This window comes from Pseudomonas asplenii, from assembly GCF_001293465.1.
GTDB classification, from domain to species: domain Bacteria; phylum Pseudomonadota; class Gammaproteobacteria; order Pseudomonadales; family Pseudomonadaceae; genus Aquipseudomonas; species Aquipseudomonas fuscovaginae_B.
Genome location: NZ_JSYZ01000009.1, coordinates 475,090 through 497,489 on the forward strand (window position 1 = coordinate 475,090; position 22,400 = coordinate 497,489).

General features: G+C 63.4%; 23 protein-coding genes and 4 tRNA genes. 3 read left to right on the forward strand and 24 right to left on the reverse strand.

What is annotated here, in order from left to right; all coding sequences use genetic code 11:
* Nucleotides 1-62 precede the first annotated feature (62 nt).
* From PF66_RS13920 to PF66_RS13945, 6 genes are all read right to left on the reverse strand, one after another.
* On the reverse strand, nucleotides 63-356 hold the full coding sequence (locus PF66_RS13920) for a type II toxin-antitoxin system RelE/ParE family toxin (protein WP_054061410.1): 294 nt from the start codon (nucleotides 354-356) through the stop codon (nucleotides 63-65).
* On the reverse strand, nucleotides 344-616 hold the full coding sequence (locus PF66_RS13925) for a CopG family ribbon-helix-helix protein (RefSeq protein WP_054061411.1): 273 nt from the start codon (nucleotides 614-616) through the stop codon (nucleotides 344-346). Before PF66_RS13925 ends, PF66_RS13920 begins: the two co-directional genes overlap by 13 nt.
* A gap of 437 nt (nucleotides 617-1,053) precedes the next feature.
* Nucleotides 1,054-1,129: transfer RNA gene (locus PF66_RS13930), tRNA-Gly, on the reverse strand.
* Between the two features lie 3 nt (nucleotides 1,130-1,132).
* A tRNA-Glu gene (locus PF66_RS13935) sits at nucleotides 1,133-1,208 on the reverse strand.
* Between the two features lie 106 nt (nucleotides 1,209-1,314).
* Nucleotides 1,315-1,390 (reverse strand) — tRNA-Gly (locus PF66_RS13940).
* 2 nt (nucleotides 1,391-1,392) lie between these two features.
* Nucleotides 1,393-1,468, reverse strand: a tRNA-Glu gene (locus PF66_RS13945).
* A gap of 347 nt (nucleotides 1,469-1,815) precedes the next feature.
* Here PF66_RS13945 and PF66_RS13950 point away from each other — a divergent pair.
* Complete coding sequence (locus tag PF66_RS13950; protein ID WP_081006129.1) at nucleotides 1,816-2,580, forward strand: hypothetical protein; 765 nt, start codon at nucleotides 1,816-1,818, stop codon at nucleotides 2,578-2,580.
* Between the two features lie 243 nt (nucleotides 2,581-2,823).
* Here the strand turns inward: PF66_RS13950 and PF66_RS13955 are convergent, their stop codons facing one another.
* Nucleotides 2,824-3,168, reverse strand: a complete 345-nt coding sequence (locus PF66_RS13955) for a YggL family protein (RefSeq protein ID WP_017901935.1) — start codon at nucleotides 3,166-3,168, stop codon at nucleotides 2,824-2,826.
* A gap of 232 nt (nucleotides 3,169-3,400) precedes the next feature.
* On the opposite strand from PF66_RS13955, the gene dacB reads away from it, so the two are divergent.
* Entirely contained in the window at nucleotides 3,401-4,858 is a 1,458-nt protein-coding gene (gene dacB / locus PF66_RS13960) for a D-alanyl-D-alanine carboxypeptidase/D-alanyl-D-alanine endopeptidase (protein ID WP_054061413.1), read from the forward strand.
* 37 nt (nucleotides 4,859-4,895) lie between these two features.
* On the opposite strand, the gene PF66_RS13965 is transcribed toward dacB, so the two are convergent.
* Together PF66_RS13965 and rlmKL are read right to left on the reverse strand one after the other, a co-directional pair.
* A complete protein-coding gene (locus PF66_RS13965; protein ID WP_054061414.1) occupies nucleotides 4,896-6,845 on the reverse strand; it encodes a sensor domain-containing diguanylate cyclase in 1,950 nt (649 codons plus the stop codon).
* Nucleotides 6,846-6,968: 123 nt separating this feature from the next.
* Nucleotides 6,969-9,185 (reverse strand): bifunctional 23S rRNA (guanine(2069)-N(7))-methyltransferase RlmK/23S rRNA (guanine(2445)-N(2))-methyltransferase RlmL, encoded by a 2,217-nt coding sequence (rlmKL, locus tag PF66_RS13970; RefSeq protein WP_054063016.1) that lies wholly within the window; start codon nucleotides 9,183-9,185, stop codon nucleotides 6,969-6,971.
* 619 nt (nucleotides 9,186-9,804) lie between these two features.
* On the opposite strand from rlmKL, the gene rmf reads away from it, so the two are divergent.
* Nucleotides 9,805-10,020, forward strand: coding sequence for a ribosome modulation factor (rmf, locus tag PF66_RS32050; RefSeq protein WP_010448881.1), 216 nt, complete (start codon nucleotides 9,805-9,807; stop codon nucleotides 10,018-10,020).
* A 133-nt stretch (nucleotides 10,021-10,153) separates the two neighbouring features.
* Here rmf and PF66_RS13975 read toward each other — a convergent pair whose 3' ends face one another.
* The 15 genes from PF66_RS13975 to sicA form a co-directional block, all read right to left on the reverse strand.
* Nucleotides 10,154-11,176 (reverse strand): quinone-dependent dihydroorotate dehydrogenase, encoded by a 1,023-nt coding sequence (locus tag PF66_RS13975; RefSeq protein ID WP_054063017.1) that lies wholly within the window; start codon nucleotides 11,174-11,176, stop codon nucleotides 10,154-10,156.
* Nucleotides 11,177-11,247: 71 nt separating this feature from the next.
* Nucleotides 11,248-11,655: a hypothetical protein gene (locus PF66_RS13980; RefSeq protein WP_081006019.1), complete on the reverse strand. Its 408-nt coding sequence runs from the start codon at nucleotides 11,653-11,655 to the stop codon at nucleotides 11,248-11,250.
* Nucleotides 11,645-12,352: an HrpE/YscL family type III secretion apparatus protein gene (locus PF66_RS13985; RefSeq protein WP_054063018.1), complete on the reverse strand. Its 708-nt coding sequence runs from the start codon at nucleotides 12,350-12,352 to the stop codon at nucleotides 11,645-11,647. Before PF66_RS13985 ends, PF66_RS13980 begins: the two co-directional genes overlap by 11 nt.
* Complete coding sequence (locus PF66_RS13990) at nucleotides 12,333-12,887, reverse strand: protein OrgA (protein ID WP_054063019.1); 555 nt, start codon at nucleotides 12,885-12,887, stop codon at nucleotides 12,333-12,335. The genes PF66_RS13985 and PF66_RS13990 overlap by 20 nt, the downstream gene beginning before the upstream one ends.
* On the reverse strand, nucleotides 12,884-13,594 hold the full coding sequence (locus tag PF66_RS13995; RefSeq protein WP_054059463.1) for an EscJ/YscJ/HrcJ family type III secretion inner membrane ring protein: 711 nt from the start codon (nucleotides 13,592-13,594) through the stop codon (nucleotides 12,884-12,886). The genes PF66_RS13990 and PF66_RS13995 overlap by 4 nt, the downstream gene beginning before the upstream one ends.
* Nucleotides 13,591-13,899, reverse strand: coding sequence for a type III secretion system inner rod subunit SctI (sctI, locus tag PF66_RS14000; protein WP_054059462.1), 309 nt, complete (start codon nucleotides 13,897-13,899; stop codon nucleotides 13,591-13,593). The genes PF66_RS13995 and sctI overlap by 4 nt, the downstream gene beginning before the upstream one ends.
* Nucleotides 13,900-13,952: 53 nt before the next feature.
* Nucleotides 13,953-14,210: a type III secretion system needle filament subunit SctF gene (sctF, locus tag PF66_RS14005; RefSeq protein WP_054059461.1), complete on the reverse strand. Its 258-nt coding sequence runs from the start codon at nucleotides 14,208-14,210 to the stop codon at nucleotides 13,953-13,955.
* Nucleotides 14,211-14,213: 3 nt separating this feature from the next.
* Nucleotides 14,214-15,368, reverse strand: a complete 1,155-nt coding sequence (locus PF66_RS14010; protein WP_241494351.1) for a PrgH/EprH family type III secretion apparatus protein — start codon at nucleotides 15,366-15,368, stop codon at nucleotides 14,214-14,216.
* A gap of 112 nt (nucleotides 15,369-15,480) precedes the next feature.
* Nucleotides 15,481-15,915 carry a transglycosylase SLT domain-containing protein gene (locus tag PF66_RS14015; RefSeq protein WP_054063020.1) on the reverse strand — a complete coding sequence of 145 codons (435 nt, stop codon included), beginning with the start codon at nucleotides 15,913-15,915 and terminating at the stop codon, nucleotides 15,481-15,483.
* Nucleotides 15,912-17,300 carry a winged helix-turn-helix domain-containing protein gene (locus PF66_RS14020; protein ID WP_054063021.1) on the reverse strand — a complete coding sequence of 463 codons (1,389 nt, stop codon included), beginning with the start codon at nucleotides 17,298-17,300 and terminating at the stop codon, nucleotides 15,912-15,914. Before PF66_RS14020 ends, PF66_RS14015 begins: the two co-directional genes overlap by 4 nt.
* 208 nt (nucleotides 17,301-17,508) lie before the next feature.
* A complete protein-coding gene (locus PF66_RS14025) occupies nucleotides 17,509-17,805 on the reverse strand; it encodes a phosphopantetheine-binding protein (RefSeq protein WP_054063022.1) in 297 nt (98 codons plus the stop codon).
* 87 nt (nucleotides 17,806-17,892) lie between these two features.
* Nucleotides 17,893-18,804, reverse strand: coding sequence for an IpaD/SipD/SspD family type III secretion system needle tip protein (locus PF66_RS14030; RefSeq protein WP_241494353.1), 912 nt, complete (start codon nucleotides 18,802-18,804; stop codon nucleotides 17,893-17,895).
* A 65-nt stretch (nucleotides 18,805-18,869) separates the two neighbouring features.
* Entirely contained in the window at nucleotides 18,870-20,036 is a 1,167-nt protein-coding gene (locus PF66_RS14035) for a protein IpaC (protein ID WP_241494354.1), read from the reverse strand.
* A 5-nt stretch (nucleotides 20,037-20,041) separates the two neighbouring features.
* A complete protein-coding gene (gene sctE / locus PF66_RS14040) occupies nucleotides 20,042-21,832 on the reverse strand; it encodes a type III secretion system translocon subunit SctE (RefSeq protein ID WP_054063024.1) in 1,791 nt (596 codons plus the stop codon).
* Entirely contained in the window at nucleotides 21,829-22,320 is a 492-nt protein-coding gene (sicA, locus tag PF66_RS14045) for a type III secretion system translocator chaperone SicA (protein WP_054059456.1), read from the reverse strand. The genes sctE and sicA overlap by 4 nt, the downstream gene beginning before the upstream one ends.
* Nucleotides 22,321-22,400 lie beyond the last annotated feature (80 nt).

Here is a 22,400-nt window from a genome sequence, read left to right on the forward strand (position 1 = left end):
AATTTCGTACACAGCCTAGACCTGGTCGGTGAACACGACTCATGTCGGCCAACCAGTGCCTGTCAGTAACCCGCTTCCCGCTGATGCCGGAAGGCCAGGACATACACCGCTTCTTCCGCAGGAACAAAGCGGTAGAGTGCAACATAGCCGCCATCACCAAAAGCAATGACCAGCTCGCGCAACTCAGGTAATTCAACGAAGGGTCTACCTATGAGTGGATCCGTCTCCAGACGCATCAATTGCTGCTCAATGACTTGAGCCGCCCTGCGTGAGACCTGACGATCCTTATCCAGCAGAAAACAACGGCAACGCTCCAACCCTTCAGCGGCAACCGCCGTCACAATCAATCGTGGCACTTGGGAAGCTCCGATTCTTCCTCGGTCCCCCAGGTTTTAAGCCAGTCGCGGGTCTCGGTCCCGGTCAAATGCTGTCCCGTTTCCTGGTAGGCCCTCCACGAGGCCAACGCTTCCTGCTTGAAACTTTCCCGCGCCTCCTCTCGCTCCACATACTGAGAGATAGCTTCACGCATGATCCAGTGCGCCGAGCGTTGTCGGGCTCCCGCCAATTGCTGGATGCGGAGCTTCAAGTCCTCATCGATCTTGATCGAGGTCGCCATGTCGTCTTCTCATATATTCATAGGTATCACCTTTGAATAAGGTAACAAGCACACTGTACCCCGTCCATTCATCCAAAAGCAGCCTGATGAACGGGTACGAGCCACTCCCGAGCCTGGCAAAAAGAAAAGGCCTACGAAATAACAAGACACATACATCTATTGCGTAGGCGGGGTCCGGCTACTAGATTTGGGAGCAATTCTCCCAGGCACGGCAGGACTGCGCCGCCGGTAACAACCGACACGCTTTCGAAACAGGCTTCCTGTTTCGCCTGCAGGAGCAGTTGTTCGCAACGGCAAGGGAGGGCCTGACACACAAGGAGACGACGGCATCGCGATCCGTTCGGACCACCATCAGGCGAGACACTCGTCGCCGAAGACCTGAATAACGCGCACGAACAAAAACGCCGCTCATTGCTGAGCGGCGTTTTCATTTAATTTGGAGCGGGAAACGAGACTCGAACTCGCGACCCCGACCTTGGCAAGGTCGTGCTCTACCAACTGAGCTATTCCCGCAAATGGCGTCCCCTAGGGGACTCGAACCCCTGTTACCGCCGTGAAAGGGCGGTGTCCTAGGCCACTAGACGAAGGGGACACGCTACCCGGAACACATGGTGTGTGTGTTACGGTGCCCAGAATCACATCCGAAGACCTGACCCTGGTTTCACTCGACCCTGCCCGAAGGCAAGACCGTTTAAAATTGGAGCGGGAAACGAGACTCGAACTCGCGACCCCGACCTTGGCAAGGTCGTGCTCTACCAACTGAGCTATTCCCGCATTGGCGTCCCCTAGGGGACTCGAACCCCTGTTACCGCCGTGAAAGGGCGGTGTCCTAGGCCACTAGACGAAGGGGACACGCTACAACATTCACTCCCTGCCGCGTTTCGCTGTGTGCTTTACGCTGCAAGTGGCGCGCATTCTATGGATGGTTCGCAGGGTCGTCAACCCCCAAAGATAAATTTATTTAAATCAATGACTTCGCCCCGCTTTGCAGCCCTTTTGGAAGCGTTCTCGCGTCCTGGGTTTGACGCCTGTATTCTGGCGCTCGACAAGACGCTATAGTCCGCCAGCCTAAATAGTGGCAATGTGCACATATCTCTGGAGAAGCACTCTGGCGCCGTGCAGCACGTCATTCGACGCTATCAGCGATAACGCCAAGCCACTACACTGATTCTGCACTACACCTTGAAGAGGTCTTAACGGTGACACCACTCATGATCACCCTGCTGGTCGCAGCCGGGATCTTTCTCCTGATCGGCATCGGCTTCCTCAACCATATGGCCGAGAACAGCAAGCTGGAAAAGGCTCGCCTCAAGGTCGAACTCGGCGATCGCCTGCGTCGTTGCGGCGAACTCACCGAAACCTTCCCCGGCCAGTTCATGAGCCCCGGGCTCAAGCTGCTGCTGACGCGCCTGGAACTCAACGTCACCCAGCGCCTGCTGAACATGGAAAAGGGCAACGAGCGCCTCAAGACCCGCATCGCCGAACTCAACGGCCTGGTTGCCCAGGGCGAATCGATCCCGATCAACAATCCAACCGCGCCGATCCAGACCGAAGCCAAGGCCAAGGACGTACGCTTCCTGCTCGAAGCCATGCACAGCCAGATCACCCGCGCCGCACAGGAAGGCTTCCTGCCCGCCAACGAGGCCAAGCAATGGATTCGCGAGGTTCGCCATATCCTGGTGCTGCTGCACATTGAGTTCTTCAACAACCTCGGGCAGCAGGCCTTGCAACAGGAACAACCAGGGCAGGCACGCCTGGCCTTCGAGCGGGGCGCGCAGTACCTGCGCAAGCAGCAGGAACCGGCGATGTATGCCGAACAGCTGCAACTGATGGAAAAACTGCTGGCCCGGGCCAATGCGCTGGTGCTGGAGACGTCCCAGCCGGCCGAGGACGATGTGAACGAGTTGACCCAGGGGCTCAAGGAAGTCGAGGCGGACTGGAAGAAGAAGGCGATCTACGACTGAGGCGGGTTGGCGGTGAGAATGGCCGCCGTTGGCGGTTCGCGGGCAAGCCCGGCTCCTGCAGGGGATGGTTGTGGTGCCAACAAACCTTGGAGCGGAAGCTGTCCGCGAATGGGCTTTCAAGCCAGACTCATGACCTTGGAGCCCCCCAAGAGATCGAACCAGGTTCATGTTTCGACAGGCATAAAAAAACGGACACGCCAGCGTGTCCGTTTTTTTATGCCTGGAGCCAATGCCCGAACGGCATCAGGCTACCGGATTCAGCGGCTTTTCCGGGTACCAGACGTCCAGCAGCGGGCTGACTTCGACCGAGGTCAGTTCGCTGCGGCCCTTGAGCCAGGCTTCAACGGCAGCGCGCTGCTCTTCGGAAACCGAGCCACGCTTGATCAGGCAGACCAGACCGAAGTCATCGCCACCGACATAGCCCAGACCGTTGGCTTCCATGGCTTCCTTCAGGAAAGCGTCGAGGAACGCATCGATAGCCTGTTCACTCAGGTCTTCTTTGAAATCCAGGTTCAGCTCGAAACCCAGCTCTTGAAACTCATCCACGCACAGTTTTTTGCGCAGACGCCGGGAACGGTTGGTCGCCATGAAACAATCCTCAAAAGTAATAACGGGCGGCACTTTAGCAGTTTAAGGGCGCAATTGCCCGGCTCCGTGCGCAACACCGACCGAACGGCAGGAAAAATTCGCGCGAACGCCATGGCCGGCGGCCCCCCACGAGCACCAGCCTGATGCATAATGCCGTCACTTTCATGACCGTTGAGGGCTTTTTTATCCACGCCCTCGTATTTTTCCCCTCGGCTGCAGGGCTTTATTGCACATGACCAAATCTTTACGCCCATGGCTACTCGCCAGTTTTCTCCTGCCCCTGGCACTCCCCGCTTACGCCGCTCCCGTCAACACCACCCTATCCCCCAAAGTCCAGCAGGCGATCAAGGCCAACAAGCTGCAGGACAATGCCCTGTCGCTGGTCACGCTGCCGCTCGACGGCCCCGGCACCCCGACGGTGTTCAACGCCGATGTGTCGGTGAACCCGGCCTCGACCATGAAGCTGATCACCACCTATTCCGCCCTGGAAATGCTTGGCCCCAATCACCAGTGGAAAACCGAGTTCTATACCGACGGCACCCTGAGCGACGGCATCCTCAACGGCAACCTGTACCTCAAGGGCGGCGGCGACCCCAAGCTGAACATGGAAAAGCTCTGGCTGCTGATGCGCGACCTGCGGGCCAACGGCGTGACCCAGGTGACCGGCGACCTGGTGCTCGACCGCAGTTTCTTCGTCCCACCGCAACAACTGCCGGAGTTCGACGACGACGGCAACGACGAGAACCGGCCGTTCCTGGTCAAGCCCGATGCCCTGCTGGTCAACCTCAAGGCGCTGCGCTTCGTGGCCCGCAACGACTCGGGCAAGGTGCTGGTCTCGGTCGAGCCGCCGATCGCCAGCATCCACATCGATAACCAGGTCAAGGTGATCAACGCCAAGCAGTGCAGCGGCGATGTGCGCTACAACCCGGTAACCCAGGCCGACGGTTCGACCACTGTCACCGTCAGCGGCCAATTGGCCGAGGGCTGCAGCTCGCAGACCTACCTGTCGCTGCTCGACCACCCGACCTACACCGCCGGTGCCGTACGCGCCATCTGGAAGGAACTGGGCGGCAGCATCCAGGGCAAGGACCGCCAGGACGTGGTGCCCAAGGACGCCAAGGTCCTGGCCCGCGCCTTCTCGCCGGACCTGACGGAGATCATCCGCGACATCAACAAATACAGTAACAACACCATGGCCCAGCAGTTGTTCCTCAGCCTGGGCGCGAAATTCCGCAACGATGCCGACGGCGACGACGCCAAGGCCGCCCAGCGGGTCATCCGCCAGTGGCTGGCGCAAAAGGGCATCACCGCCCCGCACCTGGTGATGGAAAACGGCTCCGGTCTGTCGCGCTCCGAGCGCGTCAGTGCACGTGAAATGGCCAGCATGCTGCAGGCGGCCTGGAAGAGCCCCTATGCCGCGGAGTTCATCAGTTCGCTGCCGATCACCGGCATGGACGGCACCATGCGCAAGCGCCTGAAACACACGGCGATGTCGGGCGAGGCGCATATCAAGACCGGCACCCTGAACACCGTGCGGGCGATTGCCGGCTTCAGCCGCGACAGCAATGGCACGACCTGGGCGGTGGTGGCGATTCTCAACGATCCGAAACCCTGGGGCGCTTCCTCGATACTCGACCAGGTTCTGCTGGACCTGTATCGCCAGCCACGGCCGGCCCGGTCCGACGACTGACGCCTCTCGTCGAAACGGTGGTGCGGCGACCGGATCCTCAGTCCTGCTCCACCATCACCCGGTCACGGCCATTCTGCTTGGCCAGGTAGACCCCAGAGTCCGCCCGCAGCAACAGGGCGTCGGCCCCTTCCCCCGCCCGCCAGCTGGCGATGCCGAAACTCGCCGTCACCTGGCCGACCCGCTCGAAGGGCGTGGCCCGCAGCCCCAGCCACAACTCCAGGGCCAGGGTCTCGGCCTGTTCGGCGTCGGTATTGGGACACAACACCATGAATTCCTCGCCCCCCAGGCGACAGAACACATCGGTGCGTCGCAGGCGATGATTGATCCGCTGGCACAGCTCCTTGAGCACCCGATCGCCTTCGGCATGACCGTACTGATCGTTGATGCGCTTGAAATGATCGATATCGAGCATGATCACCGCCAAGTGGTCAGACCCACGCTGCACCCGCGCCAGCTCGACCCGTAGCCGTTCCTGGAAGTAGCGCCGGTTGTAGATGCCGGTCAGAGAATCGGTGACCGACAGCGCCCGCAGCTCCTCCTCGACCCGCTTGAGATCGGAGATATCCGAGAGGTAGCCGTGCCAGAGCACGGCGCCGTCGGGCAGGCGTTCGGGCGTGGCCTCGCCACGCAACCAGCGCAGCCCACGGGTGGGCAGCAGCACGCGGAATTCCTCGCGCCAGGGGCTGAGCTGCCCCGCCGAAACCTGGATCGAAGCCCGCAGCGGGTCCAGGTCATCCGGGTGTACCCGCTCGAACGCCGGCTCGGCATCCTCCTGCAGGCGTTGGGTATCGACCTCGAACATATCCCCGGTGCCGGCGCTGACATAGACGAAATGCGCACTGCCGTCGAGATTGAGCTGGTACTGATAGATGCTGCCGGGCACGTTGGCACTGAGCTTTTCCAGCAACAGGTCACGGCCGCGCAATTGCGCGGTGCGCTGCTCCACCAGGCGCAGGGCGCGCTGGCGCTGGCTGACCAGGTTGTACAGCAAGGCACTGAGCAGCACGCTCAGGAGCCCACCCAGTACCCCCAGGCTGACCACCGACGAATGATTGGACTGCATGAAGGCTTCGCTGGGGTTGAGGGTGACCTGGTAATCGCGATCGGCCAGCCGCAACAGGCGTACGGCCACCAGTGCACTCTCCGCCGGCGGATTGAGCGACTGGTACAACAGCTCGTGCTCGGCGGCGGTCGACAGGTCGAGAATGCGCACCGACAGATTGTCGTGGCTCTGCTCCGGCAAGCCGTCGGCCACCAGTTGGCGCATGCTGATCACCGCCAGTACGTAGCCAAGGGGCCCCGGTTGCGGCTGCCCGACGGTGGCCGACATGACCACCGGAGCCACCAGCAAGGCCCCACGGGCGTAATCCGGCTCGACGCCTACCAGGTTCAACGGCGGCGAAATCGCCATGAGGCCAGATTGGCGGGCACGCTCCAGGGTCTCCCGGCGCTGGGGTTGCGCCAACAGGTCATGACCCAGCGGCGAGCCGAGGGAGCTTTGGGTCTCGCTGTAGAGCACCGGCACGTACTCGTCCCGTACGCTCGCCGGACGCAGGCGCCCCTGGGCATCGAGCTCCCGGATGGAAAAATCGCCGAACCCCTCGGCCCGGACCCGCCGCTCGAACAGTTTGCGTGCACTGCCTCCGACCCGTGGCGCCCAGGCATAGGCCTGGGTGCGCAGCAGCAGCGGCCGGGCATAACCGGCGAACTCGCGGCGCGACACCACATCGGAATTGACGAAAAAGCGCCGCAGGCTGTCGAGCCGCTGCACCTGATCGTCGAAGCGCTCCTCGATACGGCTGAAACGCTCGCTGGCCAACAGCTCGAAACGCTGCTGCAACTGGCGCTCATAAAGACCGCGGGTCCCAACGGCCAGCAGCAGCGTCAGCAGCCCACCGCCGAGCAGGACCAGCACGGCGACCAGCCACGCGGAGGCATCCTCGCTGATAAAGCCAAGAATCTTGGGGCGTACGGCATGCGACGACATAGGCGACAACTCATCACGCCGGCGTGTTTACATCACTTTGGCTTCGACTGAGTTATAGCTATTAGCCAGTAGATTAGCCAGCCCCGGAGCCCGGAAAAACCGGGCTCCGGGGCTGCTGACGGATCAGCGGGCGGTGATCTTCCAGGCGCGGTGGATCCTGCTGTTGCGGGCGAAGTCCGGGGCGACGGTCTGGCTGCTGATTTCCTCGACGGCATAGCGCGCGCTGATGTTCTCCTCCAACTGGAACTTGCGGAAGTTGTTGGAGAAATACAGCACGCCACCCGGCGCCAGGCGAGCCATGGCCAGGTCGAGCAGTTGCACATGGTCGCGCTGGACATCGAACACGCCTTCCATTCGCTTGGAGTTGGAGAAGGTCGGCGGGTCGATGAAGATCAGGTCGAACTCGTCGCGGTTGCCTTCGAGCCAGGCCATCACATCACCCTGCTCCAGGCGGTTCTTGTCGGAGAAGCCGTTCAGCGACAGGTTGCGTCGTGCCCAGTCCAGGTAGGTCTTCGACAGGTCGACGCTGGTGGTGGTACGCGCCCCCCCCTTGGCCGCGTGCACGCTGGCGGTCGCGGTGTAGCAGAACAGGTTGAGGAAGCGTTTGCCGGCCGCCTCCTTCTGGATCCGCAGGCGCATCGGCCGGTGGTCGAGGAACAGACCGGTGTCGAGGTAGTCGGTCAGATTGACCAGCAACTTCACCCCACCTTCGCTGACCTCGAGGAACTTGCCCTGGGCGCCCTGGCGCTCGTACTGACGGGTGCCGCTCTGACGCTCGCGACGCTTGATGATCACCCGGCTCTTGTCGACGTTCAGCGCCTGGGGAATCGCCGCCAGGGCATCGAACAGGCGAGCCTGGGCCTTTTCCGGGTCGACCGACTTGGGCGCGGCATATTCCTGGACATGCACCCAGTCGTGATACAGGTCGATCGCCAGGGAGTATTCCGGCATGTCGGCGTCATAGACCCGATAGCAATCCACCCCCTCGCGCTTGGCCCACTTGCCCAGTTGCTTGAGATTCTTCTGCAGGCGGTTGGCGAACATCTGCCCGCCTTCGCTCAGGCGCGCCGGCTCGCTGGCGGGTGCGGCCGCCTTGGCCTCGGCGCCGGCGTCGGCCAGGTCACGCTCGACCTGGCGCTGCTCGGCGGTACGGCGTTCGCCGGTGACGAACTGGTCGGGACGTACCTTGATCAACAGCAGCTTGCACGGCAACGCACCGTTCCAGAACGCATACTGCTTGTGGCTGCGGATGCCCATGCGCTTGCCCAGGTCCGGCGCGCCGGTGAATACCGCCGCCTCCCAGTTCAGGCAGGCCTGGCGCAGGCGCTCGCCGAGGTTCTGGTAGAGATAGAGCAGGCTTGCCTCATCGCCCAGGCGCTCGCCGTAAGGCGGGTTGCAGATCACCAGGCCCTTCTGGTTCTGGTCCGGGCGCGGTTCGAAGGTGCCGACCTCGCCCTGGTAGATCTTGACCCAATCGCTCAGGCCGGCCCGCTCGACGTTGTTGCGCCCCGGCTGGATCAGCCGTGGGTCGGCTTCATAACCGCGAATCCACAGCGGTGGCCTGGCCAGGCCCGCTTCGGCACGGGCGGCGGCCTCGGCATGGACCTTTTTCCACACCGCCGGCACATGCCCCAGCCAGGCATCGAAGCCCCAGTGGGCACGGTTGAGATTCGGCGCGATATCGGCGGCGATCATCGCCGCTTCCACCAGGAAGGTGCCCACGCCACACATCGGGTCGGCCAGGGCCCCCCCTTCGGCGGCGATCCGCGGCCAGCCGGCCCGGATCAGCACCGCGGCCGCGAGGTTTTCCTTGAGCGGCGCGGCGCCCTGCTGCAGGCGATAGCCGCGCTGGTGCAGGCTGTGCCCGGACAGGTCGAGGGAGAGAATCGCCTCGCCACGGTCGAGGCGCAGGTGGATGCGCAGGTCCGGGCTGACCTTGTCGATGGTCGGGCGCGCGCCGGCCGGCGTGCGCAACTTGTCGACGATCGCGTCCTTGACCTTGAGGGCACCGAAGTGGCTGTTGTCGATACCCGAACCGTGACCGCTGAACTCCACCGCCAGGCTGCCATCGGCCAGCATGTGGTCCTGCCAGTCGACATCCAGTACGCCCTGGTAGAGGTCCTCGGCGTTTTTCATCGGGAACCGCTTGAGCACCAGCAGCACGCGGTTGGCCAGCCGTGACCAGATGCACAGCCGGTAGGCCGTCTCCATGGTGGCCTGGCCACGAATGGCCGAGGTGTGCTCGCGCGCCTCCTCAAGGCCAAGCCCGACGGCTTCCTCAAGGAGCAGGCCTTCGAGACCTTTGGGGCAAGTGAGGAAGAGTTCGTAACGATCCGACATGGGAATTCCAGGGCCTTGAGCAGTCAATGAACGGACGACGCATCGCCCGCTCGGTTTCGATCGGACACTTTTCTCGAAGAGTGCCCGTGTGGCGCATCATTACGCCGTTCCACCCCGGCTGATTCCATTTCCCGGCGGCTTGAAAAAGCACGGAATAAAAGGAATTGGACGCCGGAGCAGTTCAATCTTTCCGTAACAAAAAGTCACATCGTGACCCTTCGTCGAATAATACCTGAGTACAACGGGTCGGTATTCGCAGGGGCGAATCAAACTCGTTGTTCATGCAAGGGCTGATCATAGCTGGATTTTCTGCCGTCAGCCGAGCAACTGGCCAGCCGATCTTATCGCCCTAACACTCATATCGTTACGTCCTTATGACAAAACGATCATTCACACGCCCCTGCGCATTGGTTAGAAATCAACTCAGGTTGACGTCGTAATGGCGTCAACAACCCGCCCCAGCCGAATCTCGCCGACCAACGCGTGCGGGTCGTTTCGTGCGGAGCGGAGCCCGCCACGCCGGCAGCGGGCACCAAGCAGATGCAGAGCAATGCAATCTGCGCGACCTCGACGGAGGTCGACGGGACATATAACAGTCAACCAGTGAGGGCAACACCCTATGAGAAGACTCAAGCGTGATCCGTTGGAAAGAGCGTTTTTACGCGGATATCAGTACGGCGTTAACGGCAAATCCCGTGAGCTTTGCCCCTTTACTCTACCGTCGGTGCGCCAAGCCTGGATCAACGGCTGGCGCGAAGGACGTGGCGACAACTGGGACGGTATGACCGGCACCGCGGGCATCCACAGACTCAACGAACTTCACGCTGTCGGCTGATCAGGGCGCATTCCGACACCACAATTCGAGCATGACGATTCAACCAAGCGCGCCCCATCCGGGCGGCGGGCTTCGGCCCAGGGGCTCCAGGTGGAGCCCTTTTTAATGCCCGCGATTCACCTTCCCAGCGCCTTCAGCGACGATAGGCCGCGATAGCGTCCACCGACTCGCGGATCAACGCCGGGCCCTTGTAGATGAAGCCCGAATACAACTGCACCAGGCTCGCACCGGCGGCGATCTTCTCGGCCGCGTGCTCGCCCTCGGTGATGCCGCCTGCGGCGATGATCGGCAGGCGGCCCGCCAGCTCCGCCGCGAGCACCTTGACCGTATGCGTGCTCTTCTCGCGCACCGGCGCACCGGACAGGCCGCCGGCCTCGTCACCGTGAGCCAGGCCCTCGACACCGACCCGGCTCAGGGTGGTGTTGGTGGCGATCACCGCATCCATGCCCGACTCCAGCAGCGCCTGGGCCACCAGTACGGTTTCCTCATCGGTCATGTCCGGGGCGATCTTGATCGCCAGGGGCACATGCTTGCCATGCTGCGTGGCCAGTGCCTGCTGGCGCTGGTGCAGGGCTTCGAGCAACTGCTTGAGCGAATCACCGAACTGCAGGCTGCGCAGGCCCGGGGTGTTCGGCGAGCTGACGTTGACCGTGACGTAGCTGGCATGGGCGTAGACCTTGTCCAGGCAGATCAGGTAGTCGTCGACCGCCCGCTCCACCGGCGTATCGAAGTTCTTGCCGATGTTGATCCCGAGGATGCCGCTGTAGCGCGAGGCACGCACCCGGGCCAGCAGGTTGTCCACGCCCAGGTTGTTGAAGCCCATGCGGTTGATGATCGCCTCGGCCTCGGGCAGGCGGAAGATCCGTGGCTTGGGGTTGCCCGGCTGTGGCCGCGGGGTCACCGTGCCGATCTCGACGAAGCCGAAACCGAGCTGGGAGAAACCGTCGATGGCCGCACCGTTCTTGTCCAGGCCGGCGGCCAGACCTACCGGGTTGGGGAAGTTCAGCCCCATGACGGTCACCGGGCTCGAGGCCGGTGCCTTGCACAGCAGGCCGTTGAGTCCCAGGCGACCGCCCGCACCGATCAGGTCCAGGGACAAGTCGTGGGAAGTTTCCGGGGAAAGTTTGAACAGCAGCTGGCGGGCCAGGTTATACATGGGCGGACATGACTCGGATGGCGGCGAATTGAACCGGTGATTATAGCCGGGCCGCCCCCTGACAAGCGAGGTCACCAGTCCGCGTTTTCCCAACTATCGTCAGCGGGTGGCTGGAACACCTCCTGCATATAGCGACTGATGAACAGGCTGGCGCCAAACAGCCGGGTCATCACCTCGCGCATCTCGCGTTCCTGTGCCGAGCCCGCCAAACCCTCCTCCTTGAAGCGCGCCAGGACCTGCCCGACCACTTTCACCTGTTCATTGAGGGTGTGGTAGTCCGGCCGGCCTTCGTCACTGCTACGGTAGCCGCTGATGAACCGCACGATCGCCGGCCCACCCGCTCCCGCCAGTTCCAGCACCTGTCGGTAGAAGTCCTCGAAGCCCGGCCCGGGCGGCTGGGCGGCGACCAGCCGTTGCTCCAGGGACGACACCGGATCGGCGGCGGCAGCAGAAATCGACGGGTTGCCTTCAATCCGCATCGTCGGCTCCCATCGGTGGCGGCAGATCGGTCCCGGTGAATGTCGCGACCAATCGCGCCAGGGCCTGCCGCGCCTGCTCATCCAGTTCGCGCACGCTGTCGGGCAGGCCCGCCAGGCGGCTCAGCACCCGCGGTGCCAGTTGCTCACGAGCTGCTTCAAGCTCGAACTCGAACAGTTGCTCGCCCAGACGGACCACATACCGTTCCTGATCGGAGAACTCGAACTTGACCGAAACCACACCCAGGCGCTCCAGTTGCTCACGCAAGACCGCCACTCGCCCTCGACAGCGCAAGGGCAACAGCACCTGCAAGGTCATCCGCGTGGTATCGGCCTGCTCCGCCAGCCACTGTTCGAGCATCTGGTCGAACCAGCGCGGATCGTCCAGCAGGGACTTCAGCAACTGTCGGAGCGTCTCGGCCATCTGCCCATGCAACTGGTCGGCCAGACGCCGCGACTCGCACAACCCGCGGGCCAGGTCGACCGCCGCCTGCATCACGCCCTCGCCGTACCCTTCGGCAAAGGCCGAGGCCTGGATAGCCTCGACTTGCGCCTGGGCCTCATCGAGCAGATCACGGGCACGGCGGCGGGCCTCGAGTTCCAACGCCCGGCAGCGACGGGCAGTCGCCAGTTCCTGGCGGGTGATGTGCACGCGCTCGCCCGCAGGCAACACGTCGAGGCTACGAATGGTGTCGAACATGTTGCACCGCCAGGAAAAACAGCGTGGGATCGGGCCGTACGACCGGCAAGCGGGCCTGCCAGGCAACCACCGTTTCGGGGAACAGCAGCCGCACTCGCTCGCTCAGCGCCGCGGGCAGTTCCTCGCTGAACGCCAACAGCTCGGCCAGCCCCACACCCTCCACCTGCTCCAGCAGCGGATGGTCGACGCTCAGCGCCCATGCCCGTCGGGGGCCGATCGCGCGCCGGGCGAAGTCACGCTCCTGCGCGGACAACAAGCCCATCCGCGCGCCCCGCGCCAGCTCCGGCCACAGGCGCTGCGCGCCCATCAAGCGAGCGATCTGCGGCAAATGCCGCCACTGCCGAATCCACACGCGACTGAACGAGCCAGGCGCGGGCAACGACATGGGCAGTTGCAGCCCCTCCAGCAGTATTCGGTTGAGTGCCTGCCGTGCCGGTTCGCCCGTGAAAGCCTCGGTCAGGTGCAGGCGTCCGGCGGCAAGATAGTCCAGCGGCTGCCAGAGAATCCGCCGCAGGCATTGGTCCAGTTCGCTCATGGCCGTACCTGCCGGGTGCGCATGTGATGGAACCAGCCGGCGGTGGCGAGCAATCCGAGAAAGGTGACCAGGAGCACACCGGCAATCCACCAGCCGCCGCCGGGCGGCTCGACGGCTGCCGGCGCCACATGCTGGATAGGCTCGCGCCGACTGAGTACCACGGAAATGTGTTCGTATTCCAGCGCGGCGAAGCTGTTCTTCAACAGGCGCTTGATATCGCTGATCAACAGGCCCGGCTCGACGTCACGCTCATGCACCGCCAACGCCGAAAGATGCACCGGCGCGGCCTTGCGCCCGCCGTCGCCGGCATCCAGGTCATAGCTGACGTGCACCCGGGCCGAGACCACGCCTTCGAGCAGGCTCAGGGACTGCTCCAGGCGCTGTTCCAGGGCGGAGTAGAGCCGGGCCTTTTCCGCCCTGGGCGAGGCGACCAGGGAGTCGGCCGGAAACAGCTCGGCCACCTCCAGCCGCGGCCTGGAGGGCAACGAGTAGAGGTTAAGCAGGTCCACCGCGGCCGGGAAGTCGACCTGGGCCACGCTGACACTGTAGCCGGCCTTGCCGTTGTCGTGCTTGACCACGCCGATGTTGTTGCGCTGCAGCACCGCCAGCACTTCATTGGCCTGTTGCTGGTCAAGGCCTTCGAGCAGCGCCGGCTGGCGACAACCCGCCAGGCCCAGGCACAGCAGCAACCATACCCAGGGTTTCATGACGCACGCAGCAGGGTTTCTGCCGTGCCCACGGCCTTGCGCACCAGGACGCTCAGCAGGTTGATATCGACGGTGTGCTGCGCGAGCTGCTCCTGCAGTTGTGCCAACCTTTCCGGGTGGGTGACATCGGGGCTGGCCAGTATCTGCCGGATACTCTCGACCCGCTCCGCCGAGCCCACCGCGGCGCCGGCAAACGCCTCGATCAGGCGGGCCTCCAGGGAGACCGCCGAGCTTTCCCCGGCGCTGCGCAGCTCGACCATCGCCACCTGCTCGACAAGGCCAACGGTCGGAATCGAATTGGACATGGCATCCCTCGCAAAGGCCGGCGCTCGGCACCGGCCGGTTCGGTAACGGAAGATCAGCGCGCCGCCTGGATGGTCGACATGTCGATATCCTTGAAACCCTTGGTGGTGTTGGTCTGGACGTTGCGGAACACGGTGTAGGAGGAAAAGGCCGTCTGGTAGGCGGCCAGCAGGCCGGGGTTCGACGGGTCATCCTTGAGTTTCTCCAGGGTCTGGTCGAGGATATCCTTGAGCTCCTTGGCGCCACTCTCGAAAGCTTGCGCCTGCCTGCCCAGGAAATCGTCGGGAAAGTCGATCGGAGTTGGGGTACTCATTCATCACCTCACGTGTTGCGTCGTTGGAAAATGCCAGGACGAATGGCCGGCCTTGATGTAGCCCCCGGGCCCTGCCTGAAAAGAGCGGCCCTTGAACGGATCGTCACGAAGCTCGATATCGAAGCGCACGCTGCGGCTGCCCCAGCGCCGGTAGAACTCATCGACGAAGCGCCGGGCCTGCTCGCGCTCGGCATCGCGCAGATCACCGGAAACCTTGAACAGCGTGCCCTCGCCCTGGCCGACCCGCTCGAACGGCAGCCCCAGTTGCTCCAGGCCACGGGCCGCCAGAATGGCGGGCAGGCCCTGATCCAGCCCCTCGAAGTCCACCTGCCGCAAGTACGCGGCCTCGCCCAGCAGCAGCCGCGAGACCTGCTGCCGGAGTTCGACATCGGGCTGGACGTCGGCACCATGCAGTACCCGCACGCTGGCCGGCTGCGACAGGTCGACTCGCAACACCTTCAAGGCCGGCACCCGTTCGGCCAGCAACGACTCCAGGCGCCGGCCTTCCTCCAGTACATCCAGCACCGTGCTGGAGATGCGCTGCCGCATCAGTACCTGGCGGCTCCAGCCCGCATCGTGCACCGAGGTCACGAACACATAGACCCGCTCATCGCGCCCCTGCAGAACCTGGGTCGCCTCGCGGGTGCCGACGACCAGCGCGGCGATATCCGCCCGGGGACGCTCCATCGGTACCGACGAGACGGCCGCACAGACCGCCAGCAGGATGAACAGCAAGACCGTGGCGACCACCTTCCTGAGCCACGGCCGCCCGTCACGGGCAATGCCCGGCGGCCCGCTCGGCAGCGCGCCATCGAACAGCCCCGGCATCCAGGGCTCGCTCTCGGGCCGCAGGGCGACGACCAGCTCGCCGATCCGCTCACAGCGCTGGAACGCCACCTCGCGCAATTCGACCTCGTCGCCGAGAATGCGCAGGCTCGCCCCCTGCGGGTCGAGCAGTACCTCGAAGTTGCAACCCCGTCGTTCGAGAGGAACGAAGATCGCTTCATCGGGCACGGCGGCGACCAGGTCATTGTCGCCGAGCAGTTCGGCAGCACCGACGATGAACAGCGTACGGCTGTTGCAGAGCCTGAACTCGCACCCTTGCAACAGGCCACTGCCCACTCGCAGCACGCAGGGTAAAAAGGGGTTATCCGACATCACTACCCTCTTCGATAGGGAAAGCGTCGGAGGATGTTAGCCAGCCCTCTCCGGCCGATCCTGATCGCCCCACCTCCGTTGTCGGAATATTCCGATCAGAATCGCGCACCACTCACGGCACCAATACCCGATAGAAACGCCAGACCTTGCGCGCATAGCGCTCGCGGGCGGCCTGGCGATCCTCGGCGCTGCCGGCGTTGTAGGCACCCACGGCGTCCCAGCCGTAGCCATGGCGATCGATGAAACGTGCCAGGATCGAGGCCCCGACCCACACGCTCAGGCAAGGCTCCTCAAGCAGACGCTGCTCGGTAATCCCATGCTCGGACAACCGCGGCAGGTGCAGGCTGTTGATCTGCATCAGGCCGATATCGCGGCTGCCATCCGGGTTGTGGTTCATCGCCCGGGGGCGCAGGCCGCTCTCCACATGGGCGATGGCGTACAACAGTTCCGGCTCGATACCATGGCCGCGCCCGGCACTCTCCCAGCAGAACGCCGGTGCCGAGCCCGCCCACGCCAGCAGCCACCAGGCAATGCGCCTGGGCCTCATGCCCGGTGTGGCGGCTGCCCTGCCACCGCATCCGCCGGCGGCGCCAACTGCGCACAATGGGCCAGGATGGCAGCGTACTGGTCACGCAGCACCGGATGTTCATCGGCCTGTTCCTCCAGCACTTCGCGGGTCATGGCCAGAGCCAGCCGGGGATCGCGGGCAAAGGCGATACGGATGCGCATCAGTTGGGCGGGCATCGAGGTGGGGTCCTGCCGCAACGCCGAGTCCAGGCACTCCAGCGCCCGTTCATCACGCCCGCCAGACCAGTGATGCCAGCCGTGCAGGTAGTGGATATCGGCCCGCTCGCAGCCCGGCAGACAGCGCTGGAACAACGCCTGAGCGGCCTCGTCGCAGCCTTGCAGGCTGGTGACCAGGGCCAGACGTGCCAACGCTTCCCGATTGCCCGGCTCCAGTTGCAGCGCCCGGGCCAGCGCCTCGCGGGCGTTGCCCAGCGCCGTCTGCTGGTCGACCAGCCCCAGCAGCGACAGCGCCAGGTACGCGTCGGCCACTCCCCACCAGGGCGGAACGTAAGTCGCATCCATCTGCAGGCACTGGCGAAAATACAGCAGGGCCTCGCGCACGCTTTGCGGAGTGTGCCGCTGCAAACCGTACACGCCCTTGAGAAAGGCCAGGGCCAGGGGGTAGGAGGAACACCCGTCGACGGCCGGGCGCACCTCGGGCAGGTGCTGAGCCACCAGCGAGACCATCGACCTGAGCAGTTCGTCCCTGCTGCCCTGGATGGCTACGGGACCATGCACGAGACAGTGACCGTGGCCCCGGATCAATTCCACCGACGCTTCCCACTGCTCGCCGCGGACCTCAAAGCGCCCACTCAGGTAGTAGTCGGGCGCCAACTGCTCCATCAATTGCCGGGTATCGACCGCCCCCGGCCCCGGCAGGGTCAACGCCGCCGGCAGGATTCTGAGGGTTGCGTCGAATGCCGTCTTCAACTGGCGAATGGTCGCCTCCTGCAGATTCGACGCCGCCAGTTCATCCGCCTGGCGAAACGGCAATACCGCCAGCGACGGCCCCGCCGGATAATCACCCGGCGCAGGCGCCAGCGGCGCCACCGCCGCGTTGAAACGGTAGCCCTTGCCATACACGGTGGTAATGTAGCCGCGCCCCGGCCCGAGCAGTTTGCGCAGCGCATAGATACAGCGCGTCAACGACTCCTCGGCGGCATCGCTGCCGGCCCACACGCAATCCAGCAGATGGTCCTTGGTCACCAGCCGGCCGGCACGGCCGAGCAGCAGACGCAGGACATGCAGCTCCTTGGGCGGCAGGTGCACGCCCTTTCCATTGCGCAGCAGCACGCCATCGCCTTGCAGCAGCCACTCGCCGAACGCGAAGGATTGTTTCAGGAAGTTATCAGTGGCAAGGCCCATATCGAGCTAGAAACCTCTATGCAGATCGACTGACATTCGGAAACGGGACCCGGGGAGCCCAGGCCCGTCACGAAGAACCCAGCGACTATAGAAATTTGACCAACAACATTCCGTAGGACGTTTCTCCATAAAAACAAGAAAAACACCACAAGCTTTGAGGAGTGAAAAAACTTCAGGCAGCGGCAGAGCACAAACGACAGAAAAGTCGTTACGAACCGTCGACCTTTTCCTCGGTTTTCCTGCGCTGCCGGGCATTTCCTACAAGCCGGCACACATCCGCGATGGTGCGCCAGCCGGCCACGCCCTCCTCGGGCAAGTCGATCTCGAACGCCTCGTTGAGCAGCAGCGCCATCTCGATGATGCCCATCGAATTCAGGTACAGGTCCTCGATCAGGCGCGACTCGAGCAGGACCTTGCGCCGCTCCAGTTGAAAGTGGCCCGCCAGCAGCACCACCACCTGTTGTTCGATGAAGTGCTCGCAGTGGCCTGGTGTCAGATAGCTCATCGGTTGTTTCTCCAGGGCAGGACGAAGCCTGCGGAGCAGGCCGCGGGCTTCGTCTTCGAGAAGGTATGAACGGTTCAGGCAGACGGATCAGGTGTGGGTCATGGCTTTCAACATCTCCGTGAACTGGTTGATGTGGTTGGACAGGACCTTGATGAAGTTGTCGTAGGTGGTGTTGGCGCTGGAATACTTCTGCGTGAGTTCCTGGAGCTTGTTCTTCAGGCGCTCGGTCTGGGCATTGAAACCGGTCTGCCAGGCCTGGAAACTGGCGCTGTCGAGCACCACCTTGCCATCCTTCCCCGCTTTCAAGGCGACCAGGTCCTCGATCATCTGCGTGAGCGGGCTGCGATCGATCAGCACGGACCAGGTGCCATCACCGTTGTCGCGCAGGCAACTGGCCGGCAATCCCAGCGCCTCGCACCACTTGGCGGCATCCTCCTTCGAGCCCTTGAACAGCTCGTCATCCAGCTCCGCCAACAGTGCCTCCAGTGCCTTCTTCAACTCGCCCACATCCAGCTCGATGTCCTTGCCCTCGTTGACCGCCTCCATCCATTGCTGGAGTTTCGAGGTGATCTGGCTGTTGAACGCATCGAAAAAGGCCGAGAATTTGTCCACGATGTCCTTGTAGATATTCAGGTAACGCTCGCCGATCAGATTGATCAGCTCGATCAGCTTGTCGAAGAACGTCGGTGCCTGGGGCAAGGGCTTTTCACCCGGCGCGCGGATCTCGTCGGGCAACTCGTCGCCCAGTTCGTCGACGATCGACTGCTGCCTGAGCACGACATCGTCCCGGCCCTCGATCATCCCGGCGACCAGTACCTCGAACTCCTTCAGGCGATACTCCAGCGCCTGCTCGGCATACGTAAGACTGTCCCCACCGGCCTGTGCGACCTTGGGCAGGCGCTGCAACTGTGCCAGGACCTCCTTCAACGCGATATCCAGCGGTTCCTTGGACGCAGGCCGGGGTAATGGCACTTCGATTTTCGGCTTCGGCTTCGGCACCGAAGCCAAGTCACGAGCATGATCGTGGTCCCGATTCAAGACAGGCGCGTTGGTTAAAACTTCCATCAGGCACGCACCACGCCGTCAATAACGCTGTTACGGGACAGGAAGATCTGCTGGAAGATGTCCATCAGTTTCTGCAACAACGCGGCATCCCTGGCCTCGACCTGGCCCTGCTCTTCCGCCAGGCTTTTGTGCACGTTCTGATTGCTCTGCTGCAGTACCCCGCGCTCATTCTGGGCGTTCTCTTCAAGACGAATGGAGGCGCTCACCACATTGCTGACGACCGAGGACACCGAACTCATGCTGTTGCCGATCGCCGCCAACTGATCCGGAGTCCGTGACGCCAGTTGGCTCATCCACTGCGCAGTCTCCCGACGCTGGCCGGCGTCACTGATCAGATCGTTCAACGCATTGCGGTAGACCTCCTGTTCGTCAGGCGTCAGCGCACTCAACTGATGGGTGTCGCGCAGTTGTTTGTCCAGGTCCGCCTGCAGACGCCCGGCCTCCAGGGCTTCACTCCGGTGGGTGGTGATATCAGCCTGCCTGGCCTGAAAGCTCTTGAGCGACAGGACCAGACTGCCCCCGGACAAAGCGCCGGCAGCTATCGCCATACCCAGGCTGGAATACAGGCTGGCATTGCCCGCTTCACGGATCGCCTTGCCCTGCTCCACTGCGGCATTGGCAGCCATCACACTGAAGTGCCCGCGCAACTGGGCATTCGCCACCCGGGCGATATTGAACGCGGTGATCGCCGTCAGCAAGACGCCGACATGCTTTTCCCAGACCCTGGGGTCGAAGCCGGACGATTCCGGTTCTTCGATGCCGACCTGCCGGGCCACCTCGCTCGTCACCATGGCCAGCTCGCTGTCGCTGAGCCGGCTGATATCGGTCAGCCATGCCCGCTCCTCATCGCCAAGCTGGCCAACCAGGCGGGCCAGAGCGGCAAGGTCGAACGAACAGAGTTCACGCAGTTTGCCAAGCTGCTGTGCATCCATCGGGCTGAGCAGTACGGCCAACTGGGCATCAGTGAAACCAAACTTCTCCAGCGGCCCTTTCAGCACCTGCAGGGTATGCGAATGGGCGCAAGCGACCTGACTGTCGAGCCGCTGCTGCAGCAACGCGCCGTCGAGGAGGGACTTCACCGCTTGCGGCGCAACCTCGACCGACGCGGGCTGGACAACCTCACCGGTCACCGACGGCATGGGCGCCGTATGGGAAATTCCGTTCATAAGCACTACCTCCGTTCCAGGCTGATATTGCGGGCGATCTGAAGCGCCGCGCTGTGATCCTGCTGCGCCTTGGCCATGAAGCGCTTCATCTGCTCGTCATTGTTTTCGACCAGGCGGGCGAAGGTCTCCAGCGCCTCCTCCAGGTAGCCGCCCAGGGCATCGACGATGGCCATGCTGACGCGGATGTCGGCCAGGTGCTCCGCCCCCTGTTTCTGGTGGATCCCGTTCTTGATCTGCAGCCCCGACTGGGTGGCGGTTCCCGCTGTCTGTACCGTCGCCAGGAGCAGTTCGAGACGGTTTTTCAATTGACCGACCGCCACCTCGTCGGTGGACGACGCCACCAGGCCACGCAACTGTTCCGCCAGCCTGGCCAGGCTCTTGCCGAGGCTGCCGAGGCTCTGCTTGAGCAGCTCCGGCACCATCTTGGAGAACACGTCGCCCATCTTTTCCATGACCTTGTTCATCACCGAGCCAAGCACCGGCCCGGCAGCCTGGATACCCACCACCGCGGCGGCGATGACCATGACCACCGCGGCAATCGCGCCCAACACCGCGCCGATGATCTTCGCCTTGTCCTCGGGCACACCCAGTGCCATCAGGGCCTGGCTGTACATGTCCGCCATGAGCTTGACCAGTTTCTGGAACACCTCCATCACCGGCTTCATGGCCTTTTCCATGAAGGAGTTGCCGGTCGCTTCCTTGACGATCATGTCCGACAGCGAAGCCAGCACCCCGACAATGCCAACCGCTGCAGCGACCAGCGCGCCAGCGGCGGGTGCGGCCGCTCCCAGGGTGGCAACGGTGCTGACCACCGCCACCACCGCGCTGATGGCCATGACCAGCCAGCCGAGGATCTTGCCCATGCAGCCCATGGCCTTCTGGGCCGCCTCGGCCTTGCGCACTTCCTCCTGGTATTCCTCGGACTTGATCCGCATGAACTCCTGGCGGGCCGCCTGCATATCGAGGAACAGTTCCTGGTCGGCCTGCAGCTGCCGGTCGGCCGCGTCGCCCAGCAACTCGATCAACCTGGCCATCGCCAGTACCAGGGCGCCCGCGGAACTCAGGTGCTGTTTGCCGAGTTCGTCAGCGATCGGCCGTCCCCCCGCCTTGTCCTGAACCTGCCGGGCCAACCCCTCGGCCCTGATGGCCGCGAGCTTGGCCTTGCCGAGCAGTTGGACATGGGCATCCGCGGCCTGCGAGAAGCCCTGTTGCAACGGAGCGACTGCCGCCTTGGCCCGATCCCGCCTGGCCAACGCCTCGGCATACTCCGGCGACGACGGATTCAGCGACGCCAGGTGCGACTCGGCCGCGTCGAGTTCGGGCTGGGCCTGGTCGAGCCGGGCCTTCAATGCCTCCAGCCGCTCCTGGCTGGTATCGACGTCGCCCTGGGCCGCCACCAGTTCGGCCAGCGCCCCGGCATAATCGGCGGACAGTTGTTGCAAGGCCTGCTGGGAGGCATGCGCCATCGAGCGCAGCAGCGACAGGCGGTTCTTCAAACTCTCCAGGCTGCTATTGCCCAGCAGTTCGACCAGCGAGGCGATCAGGCGGACGAACTCGCCCTCGGCGTTCAATTGACCTTCGCCGGCCCGCGCCGGTGGCGGTTGCAGCCGCGGCCGGGCATCGCTGCGCACGTCACCTTCGGCCTGGTAGTCCACCGACTCCAGGCCCGCCAGCAGTTCATGGTTGAGCCGCTGGAACTCGTCGGTCCTGGCGGCCTTGCGGGCGGCCTCGGCATAGGGGCTTGCGTCAGGAACCACCAGGGGCCTGGTACCCACGACCCCACTGATGTCTGTCATTGCTGATCCTCCGTTGCTCGGCTATCGATATGACTCAAGGCATCGAGGTAGACCTGGGCCTGCCTGCGCAAGTCGTCATGGGTGACCCGTTCCAGCACATACTCGAAACACAGCTTGGCCTTGCCGCCCTGCCCGAGGGCGAGCTGGCACTGGCCGGTGTAGAACATCGGGCGGTAGTCGTCCTTGCCCTGGGCGAAGGCCACGGCGTACAGCTCGATCGCCTTCTGGTGGTTGTTGCGCAACTGGTGTACCGCCGCCAGCCCCATCCAGTACTGGCTGTTGTAGAAGTCGTAGATGCACAGGAAGTGAAAAAACTTCTCCGCGTCGTCCAGTCGCCCCTGTTCGTAGAACTCGTAGGCATAGGCATAAAGACTGTCCATCTGCTCATCGCTGATCCCGCGCACATCCTTGAGCGGCAGGCCTTCCAGGACGGCCTGCACCGCCTCGAAAGCCATCTGTTCGTCCTCTTGCATGTCTTTGCGACTCATCGACCACACTCCTGAAGATGGCGCCAGCCTGATTGACGCCTGCATTGAGCCAAAATCCCCACGCCCCCACCGCCAAAATG

What these genes read in the sequence shown, in the direction of transcription:
- PF66_RS13925 (WP_054061411.1), bottom strand. Translation starts at nt 616, where the DNA reads ATGGCGACCTCGATCAAGATCGATGAGGACTTGAAGCTCCGCATCCAG.
- PF66_RS13955 (WP_017901935.1), bottom strand. Translation starts at nt 3,168, where the DNA reads ATGGCGACCAACCGTTCCCGGCGTCTGCGCAAAAAACTGTGCGTGGAT.
- dacB (WP_054061413.1), top strand. Translation starts at nt 3,401, where the DNA reads ATGACCAAATCTTTACGCCCATGGCTACTCGCCAGTTTTCTCCTGCCC.
- PF66_RS13965 (WP_054061414.1), bottom strand. Translation starts at nt 6,845, where the DNA reads ATGTCGTCGCATGCCGTACGCCCCAAGATTCTTGGCTTTATCAGCGAG.
- rlmKL (WP_054063016.1), bottom strand. Translation starts at nt 9,185, where the DNA reads ATGTCGGATCGTTACGAACTCTTCCTCACTTGCCCCAAAGGTCTCGAA.
- rmf (WP_010448881.1), top strand. Translation starts at nt 9,805, where the DNA reads ATGAGAAGACTCAAGCGTGATCCGTTGGAAAGAGCGTTTTTACGCGGA.
- PF66_RS13975 (WP_054063017.1), bottom strand. Translation starts at nt 11,176, where the DNA reads ATGTATAACCTGGCCCGCCAGCTGCTGTTCAAACTTTCCCCGGAAACT.
- PF66_RS13980 (WP_081006019.1), bottom strand. Translation starts at nt 11,655, where the DNA reads ATGCGGATTGAAGGCAACCCGTCGATTTCTGCTGCCGCCGCCGATCCG.
- PF66_RS13985 (WP_054063018.1), bottom strand. Translation starts at nt 12,352, where the DNA reads ATGTTCGACACCATTCGTAGCCTCGACGTGTTGCCTGCGGGCGAGCGC.
- PF66_RS13990 (WP_054063019.1), bottom strand. Translation starts at nt 12,887, where the DNA reads ATGAGCGAACTGGACCAATGCCTGCGGCGGATTCTCTGGCAGCCGCTG.
- PF66_RS13995 (WP_054059463.1), bottom strand. Translation starts at nt 13,594, where the DNA reads ATGAAACCCTGGGTATGGTTGCTGCTGTGCCTGGGCCTGGCGGGTTGT.
- sctI (WP_054059462.1), bottom strand. Translation starts at nt 13,899, where the DNA reads ATGTCCAATTCGATTCCGACCGTTGGCCTTGTCGAGCAGGTGGCGATG.
- sctF (WP_054059461.1), bottom strand. Translation starts at nt 14,210, where the DNA reads ATGAGTACCCCAACTCCGATCGACTTTCCCGACGATTTCCTGGGCAGG.
- PF66_RS14010 (WP_241494351.1), bottom strand. Translation starts at nt 15,368, where the DNA reads ATGTCGGATAACCCCTTTTTACCCTGCGTGCTGCGAGTGGGCAGTGGC.
- PF66_RS14015 (WP_054063020.1), bottom strand. Translation starts at nt 15,915, where the DNA reads ATGAGGCCCAGGCGCATTGCCTGGTGGCTGCTGGCGTGGGCGGGCTCG.
- PF66_RS14020 (WP_054063021.1), bottom strand. Translation starts at nt 17,300, where the DNA reads ATGGGCCTTGCCACTGATAACTTCCTGAAACAATCCTTCGCGTTCGGC.
- PF66_RS14025 (WP_054063022.1), bottom strand. Translation starts at nt 17,805, where the DNA reads ATGAGCTATCTGACACCAGGCCACTGCGAGCACTTCATCGAACAACAG.
- PF66_RS14035 (WP_241494354.1), bottom strand. Translation starts at nt 20,036, where the DNA reads ATGAACGGAATTTCCCATACGGCGCCCATGCCGTCGGTGACCGGTGAG.
- sctE (WP_054063024.1), bottom strand. Translation starts at nt 21,832, where the DNA reads ATGACAGACATCAGTGGGGTCGTGGGTACCAGGCCCCTGGTGGTTCCT.
- sicA (WP_054059456.1), bottom strand. Translation starts at nt 22,320, where the DNA reads ATGAGTCGCAAAGACATGCAAGAGGACGAACAGATGGCTTTCGAGGCG.